27 protein-coding genes are annotated in these 24,944 nt (G+C 71.2%); 12 read left to right on the forward strand and 15 right to left on the reverse strand.

Going from position 1 to position 24,944, the window contains the following annotated elements; translation table 11 throughout:
* Nucleotides 1-54: 54 nt before the first annotated feature.
* Nucleotides 55-1,092: an alpha/beta hydrolase gene (locus ACLJQE_RS11915; protein WP_410639243.1), complete on the reverse strand. Its 1,038-nt coding sequence runs from the start codon at nucleotides 1,090-1,092 to the stop codon at nucleotides 55-57.
* 113 nt (nucleotides 1,093-1,205) lie between these two features.
* On the opposite strand from ACLJQE_RS11915, the gene ACLJQE_RS11920 reads away from it, so the two are divergent.
* Nucleotides 1,206-1,832, forward strand: a complete 627-nt coding sequence (locus tag ACLJQE_RS11920; RefSeq protein WP_410639244.1) for a TetR/AcrR family transcriptional regulator — start codon at nucleotides 1,206-1,208, stop codon at nucleotides 1,830-1,832.
* 13 nt (nucleotides 1,833-1,845) lie between these two features.
* Here ACLJQE_RS11920 and ACLJQE_RS11925 read toward each other — a convergent pair whose 3' ends face one another.
* Nucleotides 1,846-2,829 (reverse strand): alpha/beta fold hydrolase, encoded by a 984-nt coding sequence (locus ACLJQE_RS11925; RefSeq protein ID WP_410639245.1) that lies wholly within the window; start codon nucleotides 2,827-2,829, stop codon nucleotides 1,846-1,848.
* Nucleotides 2,826-3,734: an AurF N-oxygenase family protein gene (locus ACLJQE_RS11930; RefSeq protein WP_410639246.1), complete on the reverse strand. Its 909-nt coding sequence runs from the start codon at nucleotides 3,732-3,734 to the stop codon at nucleotides 2,826-2,828. The genes ACLJQE_RS11925 and ACLJQE_RS11930 overlap by 4 nt, the downstream gene beginning before the upstream one ends.
* A 55-nt stretch (nucleotides 3,735-3,789) precedes the next feature.
* Between ACLJQE_RS11930 and ACLJQE_RS11935 the strand changes: the two genes are divergently transcribed.
* Both ACLJQE_RS11935 and ACLJQE_RS11940 read left to right on the forward strand, forming a co-directional pair.
* Nucleotides 3,790-4,557, forward strand: a complete 768-nt coding sequence (locus tag ACLJQE_RS11935) for a TetR/AcrR family transcriptional regulator (protein ID WP_410639247.1) — start codon at nucleotides 3,790-3,792, stop codon at nucleotides 4,555-4,557.
* Nucleotides 4,554-4,871 (forward strand): DUF4873 domain-containing protein, encoded by a 318-nt coding sequence (locus ACLJQE_RS11940; protein ID WP_410639248.1) that lies wholly within the window; start codon nucleotides 4,554-4,556, stop codon nucleotides 4,869-4,871. The genes ACLJQE_RS11935 and ACLJQE_RS11940 overlap by 4 nt, the downstream gene beginning before the upstream one ends.
* 3 nt (nucleotides 4,872-4,874) lie before the next feature.
* Here the strand turns inward: ACLJQE_RS11940 and ACLJQE_RS11945 are convergent, their stop codons facing one another.
* The 3 genes from ACLJQE_RS11945 to ACLJQE_RS11955 all read right to left on the reverse strand — a co-directional run bounded on the left by ACLJQE_RS11945 (nucleotide 4,875) and on the right by ACLJQE_RS11955 (nucleotide 6,438).
* Nucleotides 4,875-5,324 (reverse strand): pyridoxamine 5'-phosphate oxidase family protein, encoded by a 450-nt coding sequence (locus ACLJQE_RS11945; RefSeq protein WP_410639249.1) that lies wholly within the window; start codon nucleotides 5,322-5,324, stop codon nucleotides 4,875-4,877.
* Between the two features lie 110 nt (nucleotides 5,325-5,434).
* The gene (locus tag ACLJQE_RS11950; RefSeq protein WP_013223016.1) at nucleotides 5,435-5,665 is read right to left on the reverse strand and encodes a DUF3107 domain-containing protein; all 231 of its coding nucleotides are present in this window, start codon (nucleotides 5,663-5,665) and stop codon (nucleotides 5,435-5,437) included.
* Nucleotides 5,666-5,784: 119 nt separating this feature from the next.
* Nucleotides 5,785-6,438 carry a ferritin-like fold-containing protein gene (locus tag ACLJQE_RS11955; RefSeq protein WP_410639250.1) on the reverse strand — a complete coding sequence of 218 codons (654 nt, stop codon included), beginning with the start codon at nucleotides 6,436-6,438 and terminating at the stop codon, nucleotides 5,785-5,787.
* A gap of 554 nt (nucleotides 6,439-6,992) precedes the next feature.
* Here ACLJQE_RS11955 and ACLJQE_RS11960 point away from each other — a divergent pair.
* Together ACLJQE_RS11960 and ACLJQE_RS11965 are read left to right on the forward strand one after the other, a co-directional pair.
* On the forward strand, nucleotides 6,993-8,468 hold the full coding sequence (locus ACLJQE_RS11960; protein WP_410639251.1) for a DEAD/DEAH box helicase: 1,476 nt from the start codon (nucleotides 6,993-6,995) through the stop codon (nucleotides 8,466-8,468).
* Nucleotides 8,469-8,494: 26 nt separating this feature from the next.
* Nucleotides 8,495-9,808 carry a hypothetical protein gene (locus ACLJQE_RS11965; protein WP_410639252.1) on the forward strand — a complete coding sequence of 438 codons (1,314 nt, stop codon included), beginning with the start codon at nucleotides 8,495-8,497 and terminating at the stop codon, nucleotides 9,806-9,808.
* A 262-nt stretch (nucleotides 9,809-10,070) separates the two neighbouring features.
* Here ACLJQE_RS11965 and ACLJQE_RS11970 read toward each other — a convergent pair whose 3' ends face one another.
* From ACLJQE_RS11970 to ACLJQE_RS12000, 7 genes are all read right to left on the reverse strand, one after another.
* A complete protein-coding gene (locus ACLJQE_RS11970) occupies nucleotides 10,071-10,526 on the reverse strand; it encodes a hypothetical protein (RefSeq protein ID WP_410639253.1) in 456 nt (151 codons plus the stop codon).
* Between the two features lie 129 nt (nucleotides 10,527-10,655).
* Nucleotides 10,656-11,507: a RecB family exonuclease gene (locus ACLJQE_RS11975; protein ID WP_410639779.1), complete on the reverse strand. Its 852-nt coding sequence runs from the start codon at nucleotides 11,505-11,507 to the stop codon at nucleotides 10,656-10,658.
* A gap of 80 nt (nucleotides 11,508-11,587) precedes the next feature.
* Nucleotides 11,588-14,050, reverse strand: a complete 2,463-nt coding sequence (locus ACLJQE_RS11980; RefSeq protein WP_410639254.1) for an alpha-L-rhamnosidase C-terminal domain-containing protein — start codon at nucleotides 14,048-14,050, stop codon at nucleotides 11,588-11,590.
* Nucleotides 14,051-14,173: 123 nt separating this feature from the next.
* Complete coding sequence (locus ACLJQE_RS11985; RefSeq protein ID WP_410639255.1) at nucleotides 14,174-14,803, reverse strand: MarC family protein; 630 nt, start codon at nucleotides 14,801-14,803, stop codon at nucleotides 14,174-14,176.
* 1 nt (nucleotide 14,804) lies between these two features.
* Nucleotides 14,805-15,668 carry a PHP domain-containing protein gene (locus ACLJQE_RS11990; protein WP_410639256.1) on the reverse strand — a complete coding sequence of 288 codons (864 nt, stop codon included), beginning with the start codon at nucleotides 15,666-15,668 and terminating at the stop codon, nucleotides 14,805-14,807.
* Nucleotides 15,669-15,715: 47 nt separating this feature from the next.
* Nucleotides 15,716-16,276: a PH domain-containing protein gene (locus ACLJQE_RS11995; RefSeq protein WP_003095467.1), complete on the reverse strand. Its 561-nt coding sequence runs from the start codon at nucleotides 16,274-16,276 to the stop codon at nucleotides 15,716-15,718.
* 21 nt (nucleotides 16,277-16,297) lie between these two features.
* The gene (locus tag ACLJQE_RS12000) at nucleotides 16,298-16,462 is read right to left on the reverse strand and encodes a hypothetical protein (RefSeq protein WP_410639809.1); all 165 of its coding nucleotides are present in this window, start codon (nucleotides 16,460-16,462) and stop codon (nucleotides 16,298-16,300) included.
* 196 nt (nucleotides 16,463-16,658) lie between these two features.
* Between ACLJQE_RS12000 and ACLJQE_RS12005 the strand changes: the two genes are divergently transcribed.
* Nucleotides 16,659-17,072 (forward strand): NUDIX domain-containing protein, encoded by a 414-nt coding sequence (locus ACLJQE_RS12005; protein WP_410639257.1) that lies wholly within the window; start codon nucleotides 16,659-16,661, stop codon nucleotides 17,070-17,072.
* Nucleotides 17,073-17,487: 415 nt separating this feature from the next.
* On the opposite strand, the gene ACLJQE_RS12010 is transcribed toward ACLJQE_RS12005, so the two are convergent.
* Both ACLJQE_RS12010 and ACLJQE_RS12015 read right to left on the reverse strand, forming a co-directional pair.
* Entirely contained in the window at nucleotides 17,488-18,582 is a 1,095-nt protein-coding gene (locus ACLJQE_RS12010) for a DUF2332 domain-containing protein (protein ID WP_410639258.1), read from the reverse strand.
* A 7-nt stretch (nucleotides 18,583-18,589) separates the two neighbouring features.
* Nucleotides 18,590-19,093 (reverse strand): MaoC family dehydratase, encoded by a 504-nt coding sequence (locus ACLJQE_RS12015; RefSeq protein ID WP_410639259.1) that lies wholly within the window; start codon nucleotides 19,091-19,093, stop codon nucleotides 18,590-18,592.
* Between the two features lie 318 nt (nucleotides 19,094-19,411).
* On the opposite strand from ACLJQE_RS12015, the gene corA reads away from it, so the two are divergent.
* From corA to ACLJQE_RS12045, 6 genes are all read left to right on the forward strand, one after another.
* Nucleotides 19,412-20,494, forward strand: a complete 1,083-nt coding sequence (corA, locus tag ACLJQE_RS12020; RefSeq protein WP_410639260.1) for a magnesium/cobalt transporter CorA — start codon at nucleotides 19,412-19,414, stop codon at nucleotides 20,492-20,494.
* A 181-nt stretch (nucleotides 20,495-20,675) separates the two neighbouring features.
* Nucleotides 20,676-21,323, forward strand: coding sequence for a metallophosphoesterase family protein (locus tag ACLJQE_RS12025; RefSeq protein WP_410639261.1), 648 nt, complete (start codon nucleotides 20,676-20,678; stop codon nucleotides 21,321-21,323).
* Complete coding sequence (locus ACLJQE_RS12030; protein ID WP_410639262.1) at nucleotides 21,323-22,162, forward strand: chromosome partitioning protein ParB; 840 nt, start codon at nucleotides 21,323-21,325, stop codon at nucleotides 22,160-22,162. The genes ACLJQE_RS12025 and ACLJQE_RS12030 overlap by 1 nt, the downstream gene beginning before the upstream one ends.
* A 136-nt stretch (nucleotides 22,163-22,298) precedes the next feature.
* On the forward strand, nucleotides 22,299-23,132 hold the full coding sequence (locus tag ACLJQE_RS12035; RefSeq protein ID WP_410639263.1) for a CPBP family intramembrane glutamic endopeptidase: 834 nt from the start codon (nucleotides 22,299-22,301) through the stop codon (nucleotides 23,130-23,132).
* Complete coding sequence (locus ACLJQE_RS12040; RefSeq protein WP_410639264.1) at nucleotides 23,129-24,268, forward strand: sensor histidine kinase; 1,140 nt, start codon at nucleotides 23,129-23,131, stop codon at nucleotides 24,266-24,268. The genes ACLJQE_RS12035 and ACLJQE_RS12040 overlap by 4 nt, the downstream gene beginning before the upstream one ends.
* The gene (locus tag ACLJQE_RS12045; protein WP_410639265.1) at nucleotides 24,265-24,924 is read left to right on the forward strand and encodes a response regulator; all 660 of its coding nucleotides are present in this window, start codon (nucleotides 24,265-24,267) and stop codon (nucleotides 24,922-24,924) included. The genes ACLJQE_RS12040 and ACLJQE_RS12045 overlap by 4 nt, the downstream gene beginning before the upstream one ends.
* Nucleotides 24,925-24,944: the final 20 nt, after the last annotated feature.

The following is a 24,944-nucleotide window of genomic DNA, read 5'->3' on the forward strand; positions in this document are numbered from 1 at the left end:
GCCGCTCGCGCCGACTGGCGGATCATCGAGTGAACTCGCCATCCCCCGATCGGCCTACCAGGTGCCCGCTTCGACGTGCTCCCACATGCCCAGCACGGCCTTCGCGACGACGACCGGACGCTCCATCTGGGCCACGTGCCCGGTGCGCGGGAGCACCAGCAGCCGGGCCCGCGGGATCGCCCGTGCGGTCCGCACCGCGCGCTTCACGGAGATGACGCGGTCGTCGCGGCCCCAGACGACCAGCGTCGGCGCCTTGACGCGTGGCGCGGTCGACCACAGCGACGCCTTCCCCCGCGTCGACCAGGCCCGGAAGATGGCGAACGTGCTGCGGGCCATCGCGGGCGCGGCCCAGGCGAACCCGGCGCGGGCGCCGTGTTCCTCGGTGAGCTCGTCGAGCCGGCTCTCGGGGAACCGCGACGGGTCGGCGAAGCACAGCTTGATGACCTGGGCGGCGCGTTCCCGCGGCCCGAGCGCGGCCAGCTGGGCCCGCACGCGCGCGCCGACCAGCGGCAGGTAGGCGAACGCCATCCGCGGGTCCGACAGCCGCCGCGGGTCGAGCCGCAGATCCGGCACCGCCGGCGAAATGAGCGTCAGCGTCTTCACCAGCTCAGGCTTCTGGGCGGCGACGAGCAGCGCGATCGCCCCGCCCATCGAGTTGCCGAACAGGTGCACCGGGCCCCCGACGGTGACATCCGGGGTTCCGCCCCGGGCCGGGGGCTCCGCCACCCGGACCCCCGAAAAGCCGGTTTCGATGTGCCGCGTGACGACGTCCGCATGCGCCTGGAGCGTGAAGTCGAAGCCCTCCTCGGGCTCCGAGTAGCCGAAGCCGGGCAGGTCGAGCGCCGTGCCGGCGGCGACCGGCGCGAGCAGCGCGGCCAGGTCGGTCCAGTTCGTCGACGAGCCGCCGAGGCCGTGGACGTACACGGCGGGCACGCCGTCCGGGCCCGGGGTGCGGCGGACGTGGACCCGGGCGGTGCCGACCTCTTCGAAGGTCGCCGGCCAGGGCGGCGGGACCGGGTCGAGCGACGGCAAGTCCCTGGTCGAGAGCGGCACGTGGGTCAGTGGCGGCCGGGCCTGCACGGGGGTGTCCACGGGTCCAGAATGCCCGACCCTTGGCGCGGCACACGTACCGGCGAGTAATCTTCAGGGCGACTTCACGCGGTGGCGACCCCGCCCGTCGAAGAAGCGATGACGGGAGGACGAGCATGACGGAGATGACGCGGGTGCAGCAACGTGGGGTGCGGCTGCCCCGGACCGAGCGCCGGGCCCAGCTCCTCGCCGCGGCGCAGCGGGTCTTCGCCGAGAACGGCTACCACGCCGCCGCGATGGACGAGATCGCCGAGGTCGCGGGCGTCTCGAAGCCGGTGCTGTACCAGCACTTCCCCGGCAAGCTGGACCTGTACATCGCGCTGCTGGAGAGCCACGTCGACGAGCTGGTCAAGCGCGTCCAGAACGCACTGGACTCGACGACGGAGAACAAGCAGCGCGTCCCGGCGACGGTCGGCGCGTTCTTCGACTTCGTCAGCAACGACGCGGGCGCGTTCCGGATGGTGTTCGAGTCCGACCTGCGCGGCGAGCCGGCGGTCCAGGAAGCGGTCGACCGGGCGACGTCGGCCAGCGTGGACGCGATCACGGAGACGATCACGGCGGACGCGGGCCTCGACGAGGACAAGGCGCGCCTGCTGGCGGTCGGCTTGGTCGGGATGAGCCAGGTCAGCGCCCGCTTCTGGCTGGCCCACCACCAGTCGATGAGCCGCGAGGAAGCGGTCGCCCTGACGGCCAACCTCGCGTGGCGCGGCATCGGCGGCGGCTTCCCCCTCAAGGACGGCTGAGGACGCATCTTTCCTAGGGAAAGTGCCGCTTTCGGCCCTCGAAGGCGGAGCTTTCCCTAGGAAAGATGCATTGTTTACCGGGCGTCAACGAGGGGACGGCGGCACGGACCAGGGTGGAGATGCGGCGGGCGACCTCGAAGGGGCGTTCCTGCGGGAGCATGTGACCCGCGCCGGGGAAGCGGACGAACTCCGCGTGCGGCAGCTCCTCCGCGATCACCTTCGCGTGCGCCAGCGGGCAGAGCCGGTCCTTCTCCCCCGCCAGCACCACCGATGGCACGTCGCACAGTGCGCCGAGGCCGCCGACGCCGCGGTGCGACGCGATCGCGTCGAGGAACAGCCCCGCGCTCGCCGGGTGCGCCGCCAGCAGCTGCTCGACGACGCTGTCCACCTGCTCGCGTCCCGGGCGGACGCCGAAGACGAGCCGCCGCGCGCCCGAGCGGACCAGTCCCGGCCGCAGCCGCAGCGTGTCCGACTTCAGCCCGGCCAGCAGGCGGGCCACCCGCGGTTCGAAGCGCGTCACGCTCCGGCCGACCAAGCCCGGGAACCCGAGCGTCAGCTGGTCCATGTCCCCGGACGACGTCGCGACGAACGCCGCGCCCGCCAGCCGCGAGGAGACCAGCGCGGGGTGCCGTTCCGCGAGCACCATCAGCGTCATGCCGCCCATCGAGTGCCCGGCCACCACCAGCGGGCCGGCGGGGACGCGGTCGGCGATCAGCTCGGCGAGGTCGTCGGCGAGCCGGGCGATCGTGGCGCCGCCGGGCCGGGCGGGCGCCGACCCGCCGTGGCCGCGCAGGTCGTAGCGCAGCACGCGCAGGCCGGGGTCGAGGTGCGGCAGCACGAAGTCCCACGTCCGGTGGTCCTGCGTCCAGCCGTGGACGAGCACCAGCGTCACCGCCGAGTCGGCGGGCCCGGACTGCGCAACGTGCAGTGCGGCGCCGTCGCTCGCGACGAACCGGTGCGCGGCCGCCGGGTTCCGCAGGCGCGCGGCGGTCGTCATCGGCCCGCCGGGAGCAGGAACGACTTGCGCCAGAAGTACTTCCCGGGCAGTCCGACCAGGCCGGATTCGGCCAGGAACGGCATGATCTTCTCCCCCGCCCACGCGATCGTGCCCTGCCAGTGCGGGTTGTTCAGCGCCGCCTCGACGCCGTCGCGCGGCCGGATGCCGACCGCCTTGTAGACGTCCGGGTTGATGAACGCCCGCGTCACGAAGTACGAGATGACCGCGATGATGAACTGCTGGTAGGCGATCTCGGCCTTCGACAGCTTCGCCATCCCGCGTGTGACCTCTTCGCGGGCGAAGGTGACGTGCCGGGCCTCCTCGAGCACGTGGATCCGGTTGACCATCCGGACCAGCGGCTGGACGCCGTCGTCGTTCATCTGCTCGCGCTGCAGCCGGTCCAGCACTTCCTCGGCGACGAGGATCGCGCCGTAGCGCGCCGGGCCGTAGGAGATCGACGGCATGAGTTTCGCGAGGCGCCGCAGCCACGGCACCGGGCCGTACGCGGGGCAGCCGATCCGCGACGCCATCCGCGCGAACATCGTCGAGTGCCGGCATTCGTCGGCGATCTCGGTGAGCGCGAACTGGGCGTGCGCGGACGTCGGGTCCTGCTCGTAGACCTCCTTGAGCAGCATCTGCATCAGGAGGATCTCGAACCACAGCCCGGTGGTGGCGACGCTCGCGACCTCGTGCTTGCCCAGCTCGATGCGCTGCTCGGGGGTCAGCTTCTCCCACAGTTCGGTGCCGTAGAGGGAGGACCGCTCGTCGAGGATGAACCGCTTGCCTTCGACCAGCGGCGCGGCCCAGTCGATGTCCACGTCGGGGTCGTAGAACTTGTTCGCCGACGACTTCAGCAGGCGTTCCGCGGTCTTTTCGCGATCCGGTTCCTTCAGCGTCCGCGTCATTGCCGACACCCCTTCCGCCGTGTGTAACTTGAGGTAACAGTTACCTGTGCGTAGCATGACTCTCGTGATCGAACGTGTCAAGCGCACCAAGCAGGCCGGCAAGTCCTCCCGCAGCGACGAGGCGACCGGCGACGCCCGGCGCGACCGCTGGCGCAAGCACCGGATCGCCCGGCGCAAGGAGTTCGTCGAGGCCGCGCTGCGGGCGCTCGACACGCACGGCCCCGACCTGGGCATGGAGGACGTCGCCGCGGAAGCCGGTGTCACCAAGCCGGTGCTGTACCGGCACTTCGACGACAAGGCCGACCTCTACGTGGCGCTCGGCCAGCGCGGCACGGAAATCCTCTTCGAGCGGCTCATCCCGGCGATCAACGCCGAACTCGCGCCGGTGCCGCGGATCCGGATGGCCCTGGACGCGTTCTTCACCGTGATCGAGGAGCACCCGAACCTCTACCGGCTGCTGGCGCACGGACGGCCGGAGAAGCCGGTGTCCTCGGACGTCGTGGCCGAGGACAAGGAGCTGATCGCGACGGCGCTGACCGCGCTGCTCGGCGACTACATGCGGATGTTCAACATGGACTCCGGCGCGGCCGAGCCGTGGGCGCACGGCATCGTCGGCATGGTCCAGAACACCGGCGAGTGGTGGCTGGACCGCCGTTCGATGAGCCGCGACGCGGTCGTCGAGTACCTGACCCAGATCATCTGGGCGGCCATCGACGGGCTGACCCGCCAGAACGGCGTGGTCATCGACCCGAACCTGCCCTTGGAAGCCAACAAGGTGGTCCAGCTGGGCCGCGCCCCGGAGTCGTTGGAGGAAACCTCATGAGCGAGCACGACGAAGACGGCTACAGCGGTCCGGCCACACTGGTGGTCGACGGCGTTTCCCTGCCGGTGACGGTCGAGCTGCGCGGCTACTTCCAGCCGATCGACGGCTACTACCGCTGGTACGGCCGGGTGGCGGTGAACGAGGAGCTGACCCGCCTGGCGGGCGGCAAGAAGAAGGCCGTGACCATCCAGGCGGCCGAGCACACCGCGGACGGCGAGCTGTCGGACCCGGACCCGTGGGGCCGCTACCGGATCACGGGCACGAGCACCCCGCCGTTCCACGTCCCGACGACGCTGGAAGAGCTGAACGCGTAGCCGTCAGGGCCGGCGCGGACCCGGCAGCTCCACACCGGGCAGCAGGCCGTTCGCGACGTCCGTGGCCCGCCACTTCGGCACGGTCAGCCGGACCGCCGTGACCGGTGCGGCCAGGAAGGGCGCGGCCTCCGGGACCTTGCCGACGAGCAGCTCGCGCACCCGCGCGTCCTCGTCGGCGGTGAGGATCTCGGCGACGGCCTGGGCCTGCAGGAACGGCTGCATCGGCGAGCCCGTCGAGACGACGACCGAGACCAGCGGGTTCTCCCGGATGGCGGTCAGCGTCCGGCCGCGGTCCTCGAGGACGAGGTTCAGGGTGAACTCGTCGCTTTCGGCGAAGTACACCCCACCGACCCACGGTCCGGTGCTGCCCGAGGTGGCGAGGAACAAGGACTTGTGCGCGGCGAGGGTGTTCCGCACGAGATCGGCGACGGCGGCCGGTTCGAGAGTGGTCACCGGCCGAAGCTAGGCGGCGGAAAAGCGACACTCCAAGCAGAACACCACAATCCGGTGAAACCGCGAAAGGCCACCTCGAGAGCTCGAGGTGGCCTTTCGCCCGGGATCCGTCAGTCGCCGACGCCGAAGCCGACCTTGCGGACGTCGGACGGGGCGATCTCGACGTACGCGATGCGGTCGGACGGGACGATGTACTTGCGCCCCTTCTCGTCGTTGATGCGGAAGAGCCCGTCACCGGCCGTCAGGGCCTCGGCGACCAGCTTCTCCACCTCTTCGGGAGACTGGCCACTGGACACCACCAGCTCGCGCGGCGTGTCCTTGATGCCGATCTTGACCTCCACGTGGGACCTCCGCTGGAAATTCGTAAGGGATGTGCCGGCCAAGGCTAACCGAACCGGCTCGTTCCGGTGGCGCATGTCCGCGCCCGACCGCGTCGTCACTTCCGGGTACTCCATCGGGTTCAGCCCAGGCCGAGCGCCTGCATGCGCTTGGTGTGCCCCTGTTGCAACCGCCGGAACAGCGCGGCAATTCCGGAGAGGTCGCCCGAGCCGTTGACGATGAGCTCGGCCAGCCCGTCACGCTCGGCGACGACGTACTGCGCCTGGGTCAGTGCCTCGCCGAGCAGGCGGCGGCCCCACAGGGCGAGCTTGTCGCGGCTCTTCGGGTCGGCCTCGATGCCGGCCGCGACCTCGCGTTCGGCGAAGGCCGAGTGGCCGGTGTCGGCCAGCACGGTCAGCACCAGGTCCTTGGTCTCCGGGTCGAGCCAGCTGGCGATCTCCCGGTAGAGGTCGGCCGCGAGCCCGTCGCCGACGTAGGCCTTGACCAGCGACTCCAGCCACGACTTCGGCGGCGTCGACGCGTGCCACGCGTCGACCTGGGCCACGAACGGCGTCATCGCGTCTTCGATCTTGACGTCGTGGGCGGCCAGGTGCTGGGCGAGCAGGCCGTAGTGACCGATCTCGGCGGCCGCCATGGTCGCCAGCGCGGCGCGCCCGGCCAGCGTGGGCGCACTGTGCGCGTCCTCCGCCAGCCGGTCGAACGCGGACAGTTCGAGGTAGGCGATCACACCCAGAAGGTCTACTACGCCCTCGGAGATCTCTTTCGGCTCGGTCACGGGGGCAGGGTATCGCCGAAGCACCCGGGCGTGTCGGGACGAGACCGATCACACTGGCTCCGGCGCGCCGGGTACTGTCGAAAAACTGCTGACCAGGTACACTGCTCTTGATGTAGAAGCTTCCGTACGCCATACCGGCGTCGGGAAACAGGCAGGTCACGCGGCCTGTCGACGTACTGCAATGTGCGTGCACGCCTCTTCCGGCATTCCCGGGACGGACCGGTTCCGCGCCTCCAATCAGCGCCAGGGACCAGGGTTTACTCCCGGTCGAGTGTCGAGCGGACCCACGGCTGTGCGCGCTGGTCACGAGAGAGGCGATCACCCTGACCGCAGAAATTCCCACAACCGAACAGACCCCCGCCGTCGCGCTGGAACACAGCGAGACCGGCCCGGCCGCGCTCGACACGTCGCACCCGCTGCAGGCGGGCGTCGAGGTCGAGCCCGAGGCCCCTACCTTCGCTTCCTTCGGCGTCAAGCCCGAGATCGTCAAGGCCCTCGGCGAAGCCGGCATCGAGCGGACCTTCGCGATCCAGGAGCTCACGCTGCCGCTCGCGATGGCCGGCGACGACCTGATCGGCCAGGCCCGCACCGGCATGGGCAAGACGCTGGGCTTCGGCGTCCCGCTGCTGCACCGCGTGCAGGTGCCGGGCGACGGCACCCCGCAGGTGCTGGTCGTGGTGCCGACCCGTGAGCTGTGCATCCAGGTCGCCAACGACCTCAAGGGCGCCGGCAAGCACCTCGGCATCCGCACGCTGGCCATCTACGGCGGCCGCCCGTACGAGCCGCAGATCGAGGCCCTGCGCAAGGGCATCGACGTCGTGATCGGCACCCCGGGCCGCCTGCTCGACCTGGCCGAGCAGCAGCACCTGGTGCTGGGCAAGGTCCGCGGCCTGGTGCTCGACGAGGCCGACGAGATGCTCGACCTGGGCTTCCTGCCCGACATCGAGCGCATCCTCCGGATGGTGCCGGACGAGCGGCAGACCATGCTGTTCTCGGCCACCATGCCCGGCCCGATCATCACGCTGGCCCGCACGTTCCTGAACCAGCCGACGCACATCCGCGCCGAAGAGAACGACGCGAGCGCGATCCACGAGCGCACCACCCAGTTCGTCTACCGGGCGCACTCGATGGACAAGCCCGAGGTGATCGCCCGCGTGCTGCAGGCCGCCGACCGCGGCCTGACGATGATCTTCAGCCGCACCAAGCGCACCGCCCAGAAGGTGGCCGACGACCTGGTCGAGCGCGGCTTCGCCGCCGCGGCCGTGCACGGTGACCTGGGCCAGGGCGCCCGCGAGCAGGCGCTGCGCGCGTTCCGCTCCGGCAAGGTCGACGTGCTGGTCGCCACCGACGTGGCCGCCCGCGGCATCGACATCGACGACGTCACGCACGTGATCAACTACCAGTGCCCGGACGACGAGAAGACCTACGTCCACCGCATCGGCCGCACCGGCCGCGCGGGCCGGACCGGGGTCGCCGTCACCCTGGTCGACTGGGACGAGATGCCCCGCTGGAAGCTGATCTCGGACACCCTGGGCCTCGACAAGCCGGAGCCGGTGGAGACGTACTCGTCGTCCAAGCACCTGTTCGAGGACCTCGGCATCCCCGAGGGCACCAGCGGGCGGCTGCCGCTGGCCAACCGCACCCGCGCGGGCCTGGCCGCCGAGGAGGAAGAGGACCTGGGCGGCAAGAAGCGCGGCCGTGGCCGTGGCCGGCCGGGCGAGCCTGCCGCGGAGGCGGAAGAGGCGCCGCGCAAGCGCGCCCGGACCCCGCGCAAGCGGACCCGCGGTGGCTCGCGGGCGGCCGAGGCGATCGAGGCCGCGGACAACGCGGCCGAGTCCCCGGCCTCGGAGACCGAGGCTCCCGCGGAGGGGCGCACCCGGACGCGCCGGCGCACCCGCACCGGCAACGCCCCGGAAGCGACCGGCCCGGCCGTCGAGAAGGAGGCCGGCGAGAACGCCGAGCGTCCGGCTCGCCGGCGCCGCCGTCGCCGTCCGGCCGCGACGTCTGATACACCTGCGTCGGCAGACTGAAGCTTCTCCATCGGGGGTTCGGGTACGTGAGCGACGTCGAGAAGGCGGCTGAAGAGGCGCCTGCGTACGGATCCGAGGACGTACTCGAGGACGCTCCCGAAAGCACTCCGCCCGCCCCGCGGGTCAAGGCACGCCGATCGCCTTGGAACCGGGGGCGGGACCGGGTGATCGCCGCGGTGATCGCGGTGGGCGTGGTCGCCGTCGCGCTGGTCGTCGGCGCGACGAGCGACAGCGCGGCCACCGACCACACCAAGGCGGCGCCGCCCCCGCCGTTGCCCGCGGCCCCGGACAAGGTGCCGGGGTCGCTGGCGGAGATCTGGAGCGCCCCCAGCGCCGCGACGCCGGTCCCGGTCGTGGCCGGCGACTCGGTGGCCACCGCGAACGGCGGCGAGGTCGCCGCCCGCGACCCGCTGACCGGGCAGATCCGCTGGCACTACACGCGTGACCTGCCGTTGTGCACGCTCGAGCAGGCGTGGGGACGGCTGAACGCCGTCTACCACAAGAGCCGCAACTGCAGCGAGGTCACGCAGCTGGACCCGGGCACGGGCCGGATCACCGCGCAGCGCAACGGCAACGCGGAGCTGGGCACCCGCCTGATCAGCGACGGCTCGCACGTCACGGCGACGGGCAAGCAGCTCCTCACGACCTGGCGTGACGACCTGGTGCAGAGCGCCGAGTACGGCCAGGTCCCGGCGCTGGTCAACGCGGGCAAGCAGCCCCGCACGGGCTGCACGTACGGCACGGTCGCGACGGCGTCGGGCCGGATCGGCGTGATCGAGCGCTGCCCGGGCGACCCGGCCGACCGGCTGACGGTGTACAAGTCGGCGCCGGAGAAGGACGACGAGCCGCAGGTCAGCTTCAGTTCGGTGCTGGCGGGCAAGCGAGCCCGCGTGATCGCGATGTCGGGTGACCTGACGGCGGTGATCCTCCCGGACCAGAAGCTCCTGGTCACGTTCAACGGCGACGGCACCCAGCGCGCGGCGTACCCGCTGGACGTCCCGGCGGGCGACCTGGCGGCCGACCCGCCGTCGGGTACCGAGGCGACGACGCAGACGGCCCAGAACCTGTACTGGTTCAGCGGGTCGAAGCTGCTGGCCCTGTCCCGCGACGACCTGTCGCCGCGGTGGACGTTGAGCAGCGCGGCGGGCCCGGGAATCACGTTCGCCCAGCAGCTGGTGGTCCCGATCAAGGGCGGCTTGGCGGTGCTGAACGAGAACGACGGATCGACGATCCGCACGGTCGGCGTCGAGCGCCGGGGGTACACGGGAGTGGTCCGCTTGAGCGCGGCGGGCCCGGTGCTGCTGGAGCAGCGCGGCCCGACCCTCACCGCCCTGAAGTAGCACCGCCCCCGACCTCCAAGCAGCCGAGCCGCTGGGCCAACTCGCGAGTTCCGCCTCCAGTCACGCGAGTTCCGGTCTCAATCACGCGAGTTCCGGCCCGGATCACGCGAAGTGAGGCGAGACCTCCGGGACCGAAGGTGCCTCAGCCGTGCTTGGGCGACCTCTCGTGTGCGGGGAGACGGAACTCGCGTGATCGAGTTCGGAACTGGCGTGATTGAAGGCGGAACTGGCGTGATCGGGGGCGGAAGCCGGAGGTTCCGGGTCAGGTGAGCCAGAAGATGGTCGCCGCGGAAACGGCGAACAGCACGACGGCGGCACCCCCACCGGCAGCGGGAAGCCCGCTACGCCGGTCGGCCACCCGCTGCGCCACGAGAGCGAGCACCGCGGCGAGCGGATGCCCGATCAGCGAGGCGGCCCCGGGCCCCGGAGCACCGGTGAAGAGACAGATCACCCCGACGACGAGCACCCCGACCGCGAGAACCACAAGGCCGGCGGCCATTGACCCGGTAAGCCCGCGCCACCACCGGCCCCGGTCTTTCACGGACCCGGCCGGCGTAGCCACGTCGGCCTCCGGCGAGGCACCCTGAGCGGCATCCGGACCGGCATCGGCGGGCGCGATCCGCGTGGGAGCGACCCGCTCTTGCGCCACGACCGGCGCTTCGGCCACGACCGGCAAAGGTTCGGTCTTCCCGGGTTCGACCTGCTCCTGCCGCGCCACCGGCACCTCGCCTGCGCCCTGCCCGGCAACCCCCGCCCGGCCCGAACCCGGCCGTGCCTCTGGTTCCCCCGCCGGCAGCGGGATGGTTGCCAGTTCGTCGGTGTCCGGTGAAGCCACGTTCCCTCCCGTTCAGGGCGCGAGCAGGTCCCAGGGCTGCGCCGCCGGGGCCGCTTCCTGGCCCGCCGCGCAGCTGGGCCTGAAGTCGCACCAAGCGCACCGCCGGTCCGGGCGGGGCGGGAACAGCACGTCCCCGTCGCCGCCCGCGTCCAGGGTATCCGTGGCCAGCCGCAGGTCCCCGGCGGTCTCTTCCGCTCGCAGCAAGTGCCGCTGCAGGCTCTCCGGTGTGTGCTCGGCCGCCGCGATCGTGCCCGTCGGCACGTGGTGCAGCTCCACCGTCGTGCACGGCATCCGCAACGTCCGCGCCGCCGCCACGGCGTACAGCGCAAGCGCTTGCGACGCCCGTGCTTCGTACTCGTCCGGCGGACGGCGGCCCGTCTTGTAGTCCACGATGACCAGCGAGCCGTCGCGTGCGTCGATCCGGTCCGCGCGGCCCTCGATGATCATCGACGGCCGGTCCCCCGGTGTGCCGCTGACCGGCGCCGACACCCAGCGCTCCAACCCGACCGGGTCGTGGCTCACGTCGTTGTCCTCGACGTACTCCGCCACCCATCCCTTGGCCCGCGCCCGGTACCGCGCCGCCTGCTCCTCGCTCTCGAAGCCCGCGTCCTTCCAGAACTCCGCCACCAGCGCCACGGCCCGCTGCGGCACCCGCTTGAGCACCGGCAGGTCGAACAGCGCCCGCAGCGCGTTGTGCACCACCGCGCCCAGCGTGCTGTGCGCCCACGGCCCGGTGCGCTGCGGTGTCGGCCGCTGCAGGTACGCGAGGCGGTACCGGCGCGGGCAGTCGTCGAAGGTCGCCAGCCGCGCCGGCGAGACCTTCGTGAGCCGCACCGGTTGCGCGACGCCGAAGTCGAAGCCCATCTGCTCCTTCACGCCGCCCACGCTACGCACCACCACCGACACTTTTTCCGGGGGCTCGGGTGGCGGGCCCCCACCTCCGGCTACCGCACGACGAGCACCGTGTGCGTCCCGCCGGAGACCGGCAACGCACCCGCGGCACGCACCGCCCGGCCGTCCAGCAGCACCAGCCGGCCGTCGGGCACCACCAGCGACCCGGACGTCCCGCGCGGCGCGGTCACCGTCAGCGAAAACACCGAACCCCGCTGAGACCACGAAGCCGACAACGCGCCCTTCGGCGTCGGCACCGCTCCTCGCGCCCACGAAACCGAGCCCGGGTGCGGCGAAACCGTCCACGTCGCGAAGCCCGGCGAAGTCGGCGAGACGCCCAGCAGCTCGTTCGTCAGCGCCGGCACGACACCGGTCGACCAGCCGTGCGCGGCCGAGGTGTATCCCTGCTGGTAGTGCGAGCCGCCCTCGCCGATGCCCTCCCAGGCCGTGATGCCCGGGTCGTGCGTGGCCATCCAGCCGTACATCCGCTTGATCTGGTCGATCGCCGACGCCGTCTGCCCGGTCCGGAACCGCGCCTGCAGCTCGGGGAACGACGTGAACGCGTACACGCGCTTCGTGCCGTCGCCGACCAAAGTGTCGTTGTCCATGAACGGGTTCCCGTACGGCAGCGCGCCCGCCGCAAGCCGCGCCAGCGCCGAAGTGGCCTGCGCGGGCGAAGCGATCCCGGCGAGGATCGCGTGGCTGTTGCCGTCCTGGCCGTGGCGCACCGCGCCCGTCGCCGAGTCGAGGTACGCGCCCGCCGCCGGGTCCCACAGGTACTGGTTCACCGCCGCCGAGACGCCCGAAGCGCGCGAAAGCCACCGATCCGCGTCGGCCGGGTGCCCCGTCGCGCGCGCCAGACCGGCAGCGCCCTGAAGCGCCCGGACGTACAACGCGTTGTAGTACGTCACTTCGCCTGTACGCGGCAGGAACGCGTAGTCGCCGTAGCCGCCTGTGCCGTTGAGGCCCTTCGAGAGCAACCCGCGCGAATCGGTGACCGACGGGTACCAGCTGTCGAGCGTCTTCACGAGGTGCGAGTAGTACGAAGCCGCGTACGCAGTGTCGCCCGTGTAGAGCACGTAGTCCCAGCTCGAAGTCACCCACCAGAGCGGATAGTCGAACAGCGGCAGCGTGTAGCCGTTGATCGACGCGGGCGGGATCCAGCCGTCGGCGCGCTGGTGATCGGCCAGGTCGGCGAGGACGGTGCGTGCCGCCGTGCCGTCCTGGTGTGTCAGGTACTGCGTCAGGCCGGAGACGGCGACGTCGCCGACGTACGGGTCACGGTCGCGCTTCGCGCCGTCGTGCAGCACGAGCTTTCCGTCCAGCGAAGGCGAGAACGCGCCGCGAGGGTCCACATCGGACTCGCGGAAGGTGTCCATGCCCAGCTCGTTCGTGTAGGACGCCGCGTACCAGTACTCGTTGAGGTCTTCGTCGGACGACTCGAACCAGCCGCGGTAGGTCGACGGCGTGCCGAGGAACGGCGTGAAGTCGAGCGAGACGCCGCTGATGCGGACCTCGCCCGAGGGCTGGGCGAGCGGGGCGTCCGACGCCAGCGCGTCGAGGCTGATCCGCAGGTAGCGGAACCCGTGCAGACCGTCCGCGCACACCTGCGTCCCGCTCAAGCAGCCCTTCGTGTCCCGCCAGACGGTCGGCGCCGCGGGCACGGCGTACTGGTCGGTGCCCGGCCCGCCGGCGAAGTCCGAGCGGGTGAAGTCGGAGCGTTCGCCCAGGTACTGCCGGGTCTCGGAGAACGCGAGCCGGACGCCCGGCCGGTTCGCCGACGCGCCCGCGAACGCGATCTTCGGGTACCCGGCGACGACCTTGCCGAAGTCGATGACCGCCGACGGCACCGGCGGGTCCGCGACCAGGCCGGGCCACACCTCGGCCACGCGGCTGAACTCGCCGGACGGGGTGTTCTGGTCCTTGGTCACGGTGATCCGGACCTGCGCGGTCGTCACCGGCCGGTCGAAGGTCACCGCGCGCTGCACGGCCGTGTTGCCGCTGACCGTCGCGGCCACCCGCCACGCGCCCGCGTCCGGCACCTCGACCGTGAAGTCCTGCGGCACGCCGTCCACATTGGACAACACGGTGACACCGGGCAGCGCGACCGGCGCGACCGCGGTGATCGTCAGGACGTCGGGGTAGGCGCCGATCGTGTCGTCGTTCCAGAACGTCGCGGGGTTGCCGTCGACGGCGTTGCCGGGGTCGTAGGTCCGCGGCTGCCCGTTCCCGCCGTTGTTCGGCGCGTGGAACGACGACGCGGCCGCGGTGGTACCCGCGGGCCACACCGGCTTCGGCGGCGGGGCCTGCCGCTTGAACGTCGCGACCCCGCGCCCGAGCAGGCCGTTCGGGTTCGTGACGTCCCCGGTGGTGGTCAGCACCCGCACCGGGCGGACGTCCCGGCTCGCCGGTGCGACGACGTACTTCTGCCAGCTTGGCGCGGCATCGGCGGGTGCGGCGACCACGCCGCTCGCCACCAGCACCGTCACCGGCAGGACTGCTCTGAGCCACTTCATCGAGGCCTCCGCAAGCGTTGAATCGTTTCAAGCGCTGAGCTGAGATTCAGGCTGCGGGAGCGGTGCCAACGATGTCAACGAACCGGGCGCATCCTGTCCGGCAGGACAACCCGGGCGGCGGTCTCAGCCGGCGCCGGAGATGAACCCCCGGACGGAATTCGCGACGAGCTCCACGGCGATGGCCGCGAGCAGCAGACCGGCCACCTTGGCCAGCAACGTGATGCCGCTTTCCTTGATCAGCCGGATGACGAGGCCGGAGTAGCGCATGCACAGGTAGATGACGAGGTGGGTCGTGACGATCGCCAGCGCCAGCGCGATGTACGCGCCGATGTGCCCGTCGGCCTGCCGGACGAAGACGATGGTCGCGGCGATCGCGCCGGGCCCGGCCAGCAGCGGTGTGCCGAGCGGCACGAGCGCGACGTTGACGTCTTCGGCCGCCGCCTCGGTCTCGTGGCCACTGCCGGTGAGCAGCTGCAGCGCGATCAGCAGGAGCAGCAGCCCGCCCGCGCCCTGCAGCGCGGGGATGCCGATGCCGAGGTACGCCAGGATCGCCTGGCCCGCGACCGCGAACAGGGTGATGACCAGCAGCGACACCAGGACGGCCTGCCGCGCGGCGCGCGCCCGGGTCGCCATCGGCTTGCGGCCGACGAGGCTGAGGAACACCGGCACGGTGCCGGGCGGGTCCATGATGACGATCAGGGTGATCGTCGCGCTCATGAAGAGCTTCGCGTCGAAGACGTCGGCGAGCGCCATGTCAGCCCTTCACGACCTGGAACCCCGTGGCGCGCGCGGCGAGCTCCTCGAACTGCCCGGGGTCGGTGGTGCACTCGCCGAGCGCGATCGTCTTGTTGGTGCCGTGGTAGTCGCTGGACCCGGTGACGAGCAGGCCGAGCTCACCGGCCAGCTCGCGGGTGCGGGCCCGGGTCGGCGCGTCGTGGTTGGGGTGGTCGGCCTCGACGCCGGTGAGCCCGCGGGCGGCCAGCCCGGCGAGGGTGTCCTCGCTGATCGTGGCGCCGCGGCTGAAGGCGAACGGGTGCGCGACGACCGTGACGCCGCCGGCCGCGGCGATCATGTCGATGGCTTCCTCGACCGGCGTGTCGCGCCGGGCGACGTAGTAGCCGCGGCGGGGGCTGAGGTAGTCGGCGAAGGCCTCGTCGACGGACTTGACCAGCCCGGCCCGGACCAGCGCCTGGGCCAGGTGGGGCCGCCCGGGCGGCGAGTCTTCGGGCAGCAGGCCGAAGATCTCGTCGGCGTCGATCGGCAGGCCGTCGGCGGCCATCCGCTCGGCCATCCGCCGCAGCCGGGTGCGGCGCTCGAGCCGCAGCCGGGTCTGCTCGGTGACGATGGCCTCGGACGTCGGGTCGAAGAGGTAGGCGAGCAGGTGGACGCTGATCTGGCGGCCGGTTCCGGGGTCGATCGAGACGGTCGAGAGCTCGGCACCGGGAACGAGCGTCAGGCCTGGTGACACCGCTTCGGAGGCGGGCGCCCAGCCCGCGGTGGTGTCGTGATCGGTGATCGCGACGACGTCGAGCCCGGCTTTCGCGGCCGCGGCGACGAGCCCGGCCGGCGTGTCGGTGCCGTCGGAAGCGGTGGAATGGGCGTGCAGGTCGATGCGCATCGTGTCCATTGTCGACGATGCGGTGCGTCACACGCGCGGCGGGACTGTCAGCCGACCGGCTTCTTGCCCCGGGCAGCCCGCTGAGCCTTGATCATCGAGAAGCGCTCGGCCTGTTTCTGCTTGTCGCCGAAGACCAGCTCGGAGATCGTGTCGTAGAACTCTTCGGGCCGCGGCAGGAAGTCGATCTTGTTCAGCGCCTGGATCTGACCGGCGGACTCGACCACCATCGTGCCGTAGCCCATCATGCGGCCGGTCGCCGTGCGGACGTAGCTGAGGTCGGTGACCTTGCTGATCGGCATCATAAGCACCTTGGTGGTGAAGACACCGGTGGTCATGACGAACCGCTTGTCGGTGACCACCAGGCGCTCGACCCACCACTCCATCACCACGTACGCGAAGCGCAGGACGACGAGCAGCGCGACGTACCAGAGGATGTTCTGGCCGATGTACAGCGCCGGTGGCAGCAGGTAGGACACCAGCACGCAGACGGCCAGCAGGGCGGCCGCCTCGAAGGTGTCCCACAGCAGCACCGCCCAGTGGCGGCGGATCCGGATGACCCGCCGCTCGGTGTCGAGGAGGTACTCGTCGGGATCGCGTGGCGCGAACATGGTTCGAGGGTAACCCCGCGATCAGCCGCTGAACACGTTGCTGACGAAAGTGATCACCGATTCGGCGGAGCTCCGGAGAAATTCGATGATGTTGCCGACGAGGCCGGCAGCCTGCCCAGGCTGGGCGATGACGAAGAACAGCACCAACGCGATACCGGCGAGGCCCGCAATCTTCTTCACGTTCACCGCGATCAAATCCCGTCTCTTACGGTGACACCGGACAACAGCAGAGATCCTGACGTTTTACGTTGTACCGCACCGAACAGGCGCAGGGGAGGAAAGTCCCGCGCTTGGGTCAGCACGCGGTCCGAAGTGTACCGCACGGCTACTCTCCGTGTACAGGACATCCGTTTTCAACTCGGTTACGTCTACCCTTCGGGACATGGACGGCCGCACCACGACCACGATCCGCTGCGTCGGCGGGATCGCGTTCGATCCACGAGGCCGTTTGCTGCTCATCAGGCGCTTGAACGACCCCGGTTCGGGGCAGTGGTCGCTGCCGGGCGGCCGAGTCGAACCGGGCGAAACGGACAAAGAGGCCGTGGTCCGGGAGCTTTTCGAGGAGACCGGCCTCGACGTGATTCCCGGCACACTGATCGGCTCGGTGCGCCGGGGACCGTACGAGATCTTCGACTACGCCTGTGACGTGCAGGGCGGGACACTCACGGCTGGTGACGACGCCTCGGAGGTCCGTTGGTCCGATGCGGCAGACCTTGCGGGCTTGGAGGCGGATGGAGAGCTGGTGGACCTGCTTTTCGTGACACTGCGTGAGTGGGGAGCTTTGCCGCGGGCCTGAGGCCGCCGAAACATCCCCGCCCATCCCCGGCAGGGTCCCGGCGAAGTTGCCTGTCTGCGTTTCGCGTCGTCCGTCGCGGGCCGGGGTGGGGTGGTCGCTGCGGTGTCATGACCGACTCTTTCGCGGCGTCCGATGTCAGAAAGAGTCGTTCATGACGTCGTTGGTGGCAGTTCGGCGGAGTCGGGGCCCTCGCCGACGGCCGGAACGCTCCGGCGACCGCCCGGGCTCGTGGCCAGGGGACGGCCGGACCTGGACTTTGCCGGTTGCGGACCGGGCGGCCCCTGAGGCCGCCGAAAAACATCCCCCGCCCGTCCCTGGGGGGCGTCCCCAAGTCCAGTCTATCGGCCCCCACCGACAAAACCGGCCCGCGCGGCAGGTTGTCCACAGCCCGGCCCGACTGTGGACAACGACCCGGCTACCGCGGCAGCCAGGTCATCCGCTGCCCGTGCGGTGCGGTCCGCGCCAAGGCGTGCGCCTCCGGCTTCCCGTCCTCCCACCGCACGACGCCCAGCGTCGCCAGCCCGTCCGCGCCGGAGAGGTCGGACCGGTCCGGCAGGACGAGCTCCAGCCCAGCGCCGTAGAACTCCTCCGAGACCCACCAGAGCGGCCGCGAAGCCGCCAGCTCGGCCAGCGCCGCCACGAACGCGGCCCGCTTCTCCGGCGAGAAGTACGCCAGCGCGTGGCTGGTCAGCACCACCAGCGGCCCCTCTAACGCCGCCGCCGCCGCGGCCAGGTCGTCGACCCCGTCGCCCGTGATCAACCGGGGGCGGTGGCGGGCCTGCTCGGCCGCCGCCGTGCGGAGGAGCCTGATGCGGTCCGGCTGGTCGGCCCAGACGCAGGCCTCCAGCCACGCCAGCTCGTCCTCGTCCGACACGTCCACCGGTGCCCGGTCGAGGCCGGCCCGGTCGAGGAGCGCGAGTTTCTTCGGCAGCTTGGGCACCGCCGCGCCCGGGGCCAGGTCCAGCGCGCAGTGCAGCCCGACCGCCGCCTTCGCCGGGCCCGCCGTCAGCTGGTCGCCGCCGTCGCACTGGTAGCGGTAGCCGAAGCGGTCCAGGCCCAGCAGCAGCCCCGCGCTGCAGCCGACCTCGAGCAGGGAGACCTTCCCACCCGCTTCCCTGGCCGCCTGGGTCACAGCCGGGTACAGCAACGCCGCCCGGCGGACCTCGTTCGTCTGCGTGTAGCGCGAGGCGATCAACGCCCGCGCCTTGTCCGCCCGCTCCAGCAGGAACGAGCGGAACAGCGGCCACGTGTCGGAGTCGACGCCGTCGAAGCCGCCCAGCGACGGGTAGTACCGCGAGAGCGGGTGGATCGGGTCGGCCTGCACCAGCCGGTGCGCCACCGCCATCAGCAGGGTGCCGCGCACCTCGCCGTCGCGGGCCGAGGCCAGCAGCCCGGCGACGTCGTCGTCCGAGGCGGCCTGCAGCGCCAGGTGCTCGTACAGCGGCGAGACCCCGCGGGCCTCGGCTTCCGCGAACGTGCGGAGTATTCCCTTGATCCGGTCCAGGTCCATCAGCGCCTCATTCGTGCGGCACCGGACGGCCCGGCTGCTCGCCGCCCCGAGTGTCCCCGTACGAGCGTTTCGGCACCATCACCTTGCGCCGGAAGGTGCACACGATCAGGCCGTCCTGCTTGTAGCCGCGCGTCTCGACGTACACCACGCCGCGGTCGTCCTTGGACTTCGACGGCGTCTTGTCGAGCACCTCCGTCTCGCCGTAGATCGTGTCGCCGTGGAAGGTCGGCTTCACGTGCTTCAGCGACTCCACCTCGAGGTTCGCGATGGCCTTGCCGGAGACGTCGGGCACCGACATCCCGAGCAGCAGCGAGTAGACGTAGTTGCCGACCACGACGTTCTTGCCGAAGTCGGTCGTCTCTTCGGCGTAGTGCGCGTCGAGGTGCAGCGGGTGGTGGTTCATGGTGATCAGGCAGAACAGGTGGTCGTCGTATTCGGTGACGGTTTTGCCCGGCCAGTGCTTGTAGACCGCACCGACCTCGAACTCCTCGTAGTACCGACCGAACTGCACTCGTCTCTCCTAGTCGCGTAACACCGCGTGAGGCTGGTACGACACGCTTCCGTGGTGAGGAGTACCCTCAACCATCGGTGTTCGTGCGTCAACGCGAGCCCCGCCACTGTCGCACCCGGCCCGAAGGAGGTGAGGAACTCGATGAGTAGTGGCGATAGTCCGCTCCCTAGTAGTCCCAGCGTTCCCACCTCACCGGCCGGCCGGCTCATCTCCTGGTAGGCCTTCTCTCCCCCGGGAACGCTGGTGTGTCGCCGGGCGGACGCATTTCCGCCCCTGGTCAGTCGTCTCGCACGACCACGCACGACACCAGGAGATCCCATGCCTGCCATTCCCTCGCTCGGCGGCCTTCGCGGCCGCGGCAACAAGGCCGCCGTCCCGGTGCGCCCGGTCCCGGTGCCGCTGTCCGCGTACGTCGTCGACTGCGCGGTGTACGTCGGCGGTGAGCGCCTGCCCGGCCGCTGGACCCACTCCGAGGCGATCAAGGAGGTCCGGAAGCGGCACGAGGGGTTCGTCTGGATCGGCCTGCACGAGCCGGACGCCCAGCAGATCCAGGGCGTCGCGGACACGTTCGGGCTGCACGAGCTGGCGGTCGAGGACGCGCTCGAAGCGCACCAGCGGCCGAAGCTGGAGCGCTACGACGACACGCTGTTCCTCGTCGTGAAGACCGTCCGGTACGTCGAACACGAGTCCCCCACCACGGCGAACGAGATCGTCGAGACCGGCGAGCTGATGGTGTTCCTCGGCCGCGACTTCGTGATCACCGTGCGGCACGGGAACCACTCGGGGCTGGCGCGGCTGCGCCGCGAGCTCGACGAGGATTCCGAGCGGCTGCTGCTGGGCCCGTCCGCGGTCGTGCACGCGATCACCGACCACGTCGTCGACCACTACCTCGACGTCACGGGCCGGATCGAGAACGACATCGACGTCATGGAGGCGCAGGTCTTCGCGCCCCGCTCGCAGGTCAGTGCCGAACAGATCTACCTGATGAAGCGGGAAGTCCTCGAGCTGCGCCGCGCGGTGATGCCGCTGGCGACGCCGATCCAGCGCCTGGCCGAGGGCTACACGCGGCTGGTGCCGGACGACGTCCGCTCGTACTTCCGCGACGTCGCCGACCACCTGACGACGGTGTCCGAGCGGGTCGCGGCCTTCGACGAACTGCTGTCCACCCTGGTCGACGCGACGGTCGCGAAGATTTCCCTGCAGCAGAACACCGATATGCGCAAGATCACGTCGTGGGCGGCGATCATCACCGTGCCGACGATGATCGCGGGCATCTACGGGATGAACTTCGACTACCTGCCCGAGCTGCACTGGAAGTTCGGGTACCCGCTGGTGATCAGCGTGATCCTGGCGATCTGCCTGTTGCTGTACCGAATATTCCGGAAGAACGGCTGGCTCTAGTCCCCTTTTTCCCCACCGGATTTCGTTCGGAGAACCGCCATGTCCAGGCTGCTGTCCAACCTGAAGTTCTGGGCGCTCGCGCTCAGCGTGCTGTGGATCGTCGTCATCACTTTCGTCATCGCCGCCGACCCGGGTTTCGCGCACGGGATGAAATGACGGCCCGGCGTCCTATCCTGGGCGCATGCCGAAAGCGCTGGTCGTCTCCGACGAGGTCGACGAGCGGTTGTGGACCGACGCGGTCCGCAGCCACTCCGTCGACCTCGTCATCGGCGCCGGCGACCTGCCCTACGACTACCTGGCCTTCCTGGCCGGCGCACTCGACGTGCCGTGCGTGTTCGTGCCCGGCAACCACGACCCGGACCTGAGCGGCTACACCCGCTACGGCGGGCTGTCCATGAAGGACGGTTTTCCCACGGTCTGGCCCGGCCCGGCGGGTGGCATCAACGCCGACGGGCGGCTCGTCGACGTCGCCGGCCTGCGGTTCGCCGGGCTCGGCGGCTCGATCCGCTACAACGAAGGCCCGAACCAGTGGACGCAGCGCCAGCAGGCGCGGCGGGCCCGCGGGCTGGTCCGGCGCGCCCGGCTGCGGCGGTGGCGCGACGGGCGCGACGTCGACGTCCTGCTGACGCACTCGCCGCCGCTGAACCTGGGCGACCGCGCGGACCCGCCGCACCGGGGGTTCGCGTGCCTGCACCGGACCATCGAAGCGCTGCGCCCGAAGTGGCTGCTGCACGGGCACATCCACCCGCACGGCGAGCCGGTGCCGGACCGGGTCGTCGGCACGACCCGGATCCGCAACGTGGTGGGCCACCGGATCATGGAGTTCTGATGAAAGAGACGGGATTCCCCCGCGCCGACGCGGAGAACGACTTCCTCCGCGCGCGCCGGGGCCAGGTGCTCTCACGGCTTTCGACGTGGCTGCGGCGTGAGCCCGACGACGTCAACATCATGCTGCCCTTCCACGAGGTGGTGGAGGCGCTCGGCTACCTCGGCGAGCACCGGATCGGACTGCGGGTGATCAAGCTGGAGTCGATCGTCGGCACGGTCGACCGCAGCCGCGACTTCGACCGCCGCTTCCGACCGACGTCCGCCCGCGTCCGCGAACGCTGGGAACGCCTGGCCCTGGCCGCCCGCCGCGGCGAGGAGATCCCGCCGATCGAGGTCTACCGGGTGGGCGAGCTGCACTTCATCATCGACGGCCACCACCGCGTCTCGGTCGCGATCGCCCATGGACTGTCCACAATAGAGGCCGCGGTCACGGTGGTCCGGACCAAGCTGAACCCGGGCGGCATCCGCCACCGCGGCGACCTGATCGTCAAGGACTACCGGCGGCTGTTCCTGGAACGCGTCCCGCTGACCGGCCACGCACGGGCGTCGGTGATCGTGTCGGACCCGTGGGACTACGCGAAGCTGGGCGAGCACGTCGAGGCGTGGGGTTTCCGGTTGATGCAGGACGAAGGCAGGTTCTGCGACCGGGCGAGCGTGGCGCAGCGCTGGTTCGAGGAGGAGTTCGTCCCGGTCGTGGGGATGCTGCAGCAGGCGGGGCTGATCGGCGACCGCACGGACGCCGAGGCGTACATGTGGGTGGCGGCGGAGCGGTACCGGCTGATCAGGACGCACCGCTGGGACGACGACGTGATCGAGGCGCTGCGGTCGCGGCGGCCCTAGCACCGCAACCCGGCGCGGCGTCCCCCGTGCGAGCTACGCGCAGGTGTCCCCTCGATGGTGACGATTCTCCCCCGCCCGCTCCCTAGCGTTCGTGGCAGCCGCGGGGCACCTGCCGCGGGCGAGCGAAGGGGTTTTCATGAGGGTCGTTGGGCAGCTGCTGGCCGTCGCGGCGGTCGCGTTCATCGGTGGTCAAGGTGCCGCGGCGGTAGCGGGCAATCCGTGGCTGACGCTCGTCATCGGCGCGGTGACCGCCGTGCTCGGAGTGGTCGTCTACCGGTGGGTGGTGGCCAAGACCGAGCAGCGCCCGGTCACCGAGCTCGCCGGGCCGGGCGCCGGGCTCGCGCTCGGCCGGGGGACGGTGATCGGGGTCGCGCTGTTCGGGGCCGTCATCGCCAACATCGCCCTGCTCGGGAACTACGAGGTCCGCGGCTGGGGCACCGCGTCGGGCGCCGCCGGGCTGCTCGGCTTCATGGCCGCCGCCGCGGTCACCGAGGAACTGCTGTTCCGCGGCATCCTGTTCCGGGTGGTCGAGAAGCTCACCGGCACGTGGATCGCGCTGGTGCTGACCGGCGCGCTGTTCGGCCTTTCGCACCTGTTCAACCCGCACGCGACGCTGTGGGGCGTGCTGGCCATCGGGATCGAAGCCGGTGGCCTGCTGACCGCCGCCTACATCGCGACGCGGAAACTGTGGCTGCCGATCGGCGTGCACTTCGGCTGGAACTTCGCCGCGGCCGGGATCTTCGGCACGGAGGTCTCCGGCAACGGCACTCCGCAGGGCCTGCTCGACGCCGTGACGTCGGGGCCGACGCTCGTCACCGGCGGCAGCTTCGGCCCGGAAGCCAGCCTCTGTTCGGTGCTGTTCTGCGTCCTGGCGACCGGCGCGTTCCTGTGGCTGGCCCACCGGCGCGGCCGTCTGGTGCCGCGTCGCCGGGCCGAGCGCGTCGCCGACGTCACTACACTTTCCCGGTGATCGATCACCGGGCGGCACTGGCGCGGTGGCGCCGGCTCGACGTCATGGTCCGCGACCTCCCGCTCGGGCTGCTGTTCCTGGCGACGTCGTTCCTGCCGGTGCTGCAGAGCCACGGAACGCAGGTCGGCGGTGTGCCGGAGCGCCCCTTCGACGCGCTGGCCGTCGTGGTGATCGCCGTCGAAAGCCTGCCGCTCGCCGTGCGGCGGCGGTGGCCTGCCGTGTGCCTGACGCTGGTGGCGATCGGGTTCGCCGTCGACCAGCTGCGCGGCTACCACACGGTCGCCGGGACCGCGCTCGGCTTCGCGCTGGTGAGCGCCGGAGCCCACCTGGACCGGCGCCGGGGCCGCACCGCCGTCCTGTTCTCCGCGGCGTACGTGGCGCTGGCGATCGCCCTCGCCCGCTTCGGTTCGGAACCGCCGTCGGAGTTCGTGACGTTCTTCCTGCTGCTGGTGTTCGCGTGGGGCATCGGCGCCTGGCTGCGCACCACCCGCGCCGCGGAAGCCGGGCACCGCCGCCGCGTCGCCGAGAACACCCGGGCCACCGAACGCGCCGCCATCGCCCGCGAACTCCACGACGTCGTCACCCACCACGTGACGGCGATGGTCGTGCAGGCCGAGGCGGCCCGGTACCTCACCGCCGCGCCGGACCGGCTCGAGGCGACCCTGACGGCGATCACCGACACCGGCCGGCGGGCCATCACGGACCTGCGGCACCTGCTGGACCTGCTCAACCCCGGCCACGAGACGAGGACGCCGTCCCCGGGCGGGCTCCGCGCGCTCGTGGAGCAGGCCCGCCAGGCCGGGCAGCCGGTGGAGTTCACCGAGGAGGGCACGCCCGCGGAATCGGCGGGCAGCGCCGACCTGGTGGCCTACCGGGTGGTGCAGGAGGCGTTGACGAACGCCCTCAAGCACGCCCGCGGCAGCCGGACCGCGGTCGAGGTGCACCACGGCGACCGGGAAATCGCCGTCGAGGTCAGCACGGCAGGCTCCGGGAGCACGTCGCCCGGCGGGAGCGGCCGCGGCCTCGCCGGGCTCCGGGAACGGGTCGGCGTCCTGGGCGGCGACTTCAGCGCGGGCGACGGCGACGGCACCGGCTTCGTCGTGCGCGCCCGGATCCCCACGGGGAACCCGTCGTGAGCGCGCCGATCCGGGTCCTGGTCTGCGACGACCAGATGCTGATCCGCACCGGGCTGGTGACGATCATCGGCGCCCAGCCCGGCTTCGAGGTCGCCGGCGAGTGCGGCGACGGGCGCGCCGCGGTCGACCTCGCGCACCGGCTGCACCCGGACGTCGTCGTGATGGACGTGCGCATGCCGGTGCTCGACGGCATCGAGGCCACCCGCCTGCTGGCCGGCGCCGGGGTGCCGCACCCGGTCAAGGTGCTCGTGCTGACGACGTTCAACCTCGACGAGTACGTCTACGAGGCCCTGCGCGCGGGCGCGAGCGGGTTCCTGCTCAAGGACGCACCGCCGGACCGGCTGCTGCACGGGATCCGGACCGTGGCCACGGGCGCGGCCCTGCTGGACCCGGAGGTGACGCGCCGCCTCGTCGGACGGCACGCGGCCCGGATCCGGCCGGCGCCGGACGCCGCACCGGAGGTCTCGCTGACGCCCCGCGAACTGGAGGTCCTCCGCCTGCTCGCGGACGGCCTCTCCAACAGCGAAATCGCGCAGCGGCTGGTGATCAGCCAGGAAACCGTCAAGACGTTCGTGTCGCGCATCCTGACCAAACTGGACCTGCGCGACCGCGTCCAGGCGGTCGTCTACGCCTACCGCCACGGGCTGGTGACGTGAACGGGCCTCCCGGAAAGTCC

The organism is Amycolatopsis sp. lyj-346 (assembly GCF_046548975.1).
Lineage (GTDB): Bacteria > Actinomycetota > Actinomycetes > Mycobacteriales > Pseudonocardiaceae > Amycolatopsis.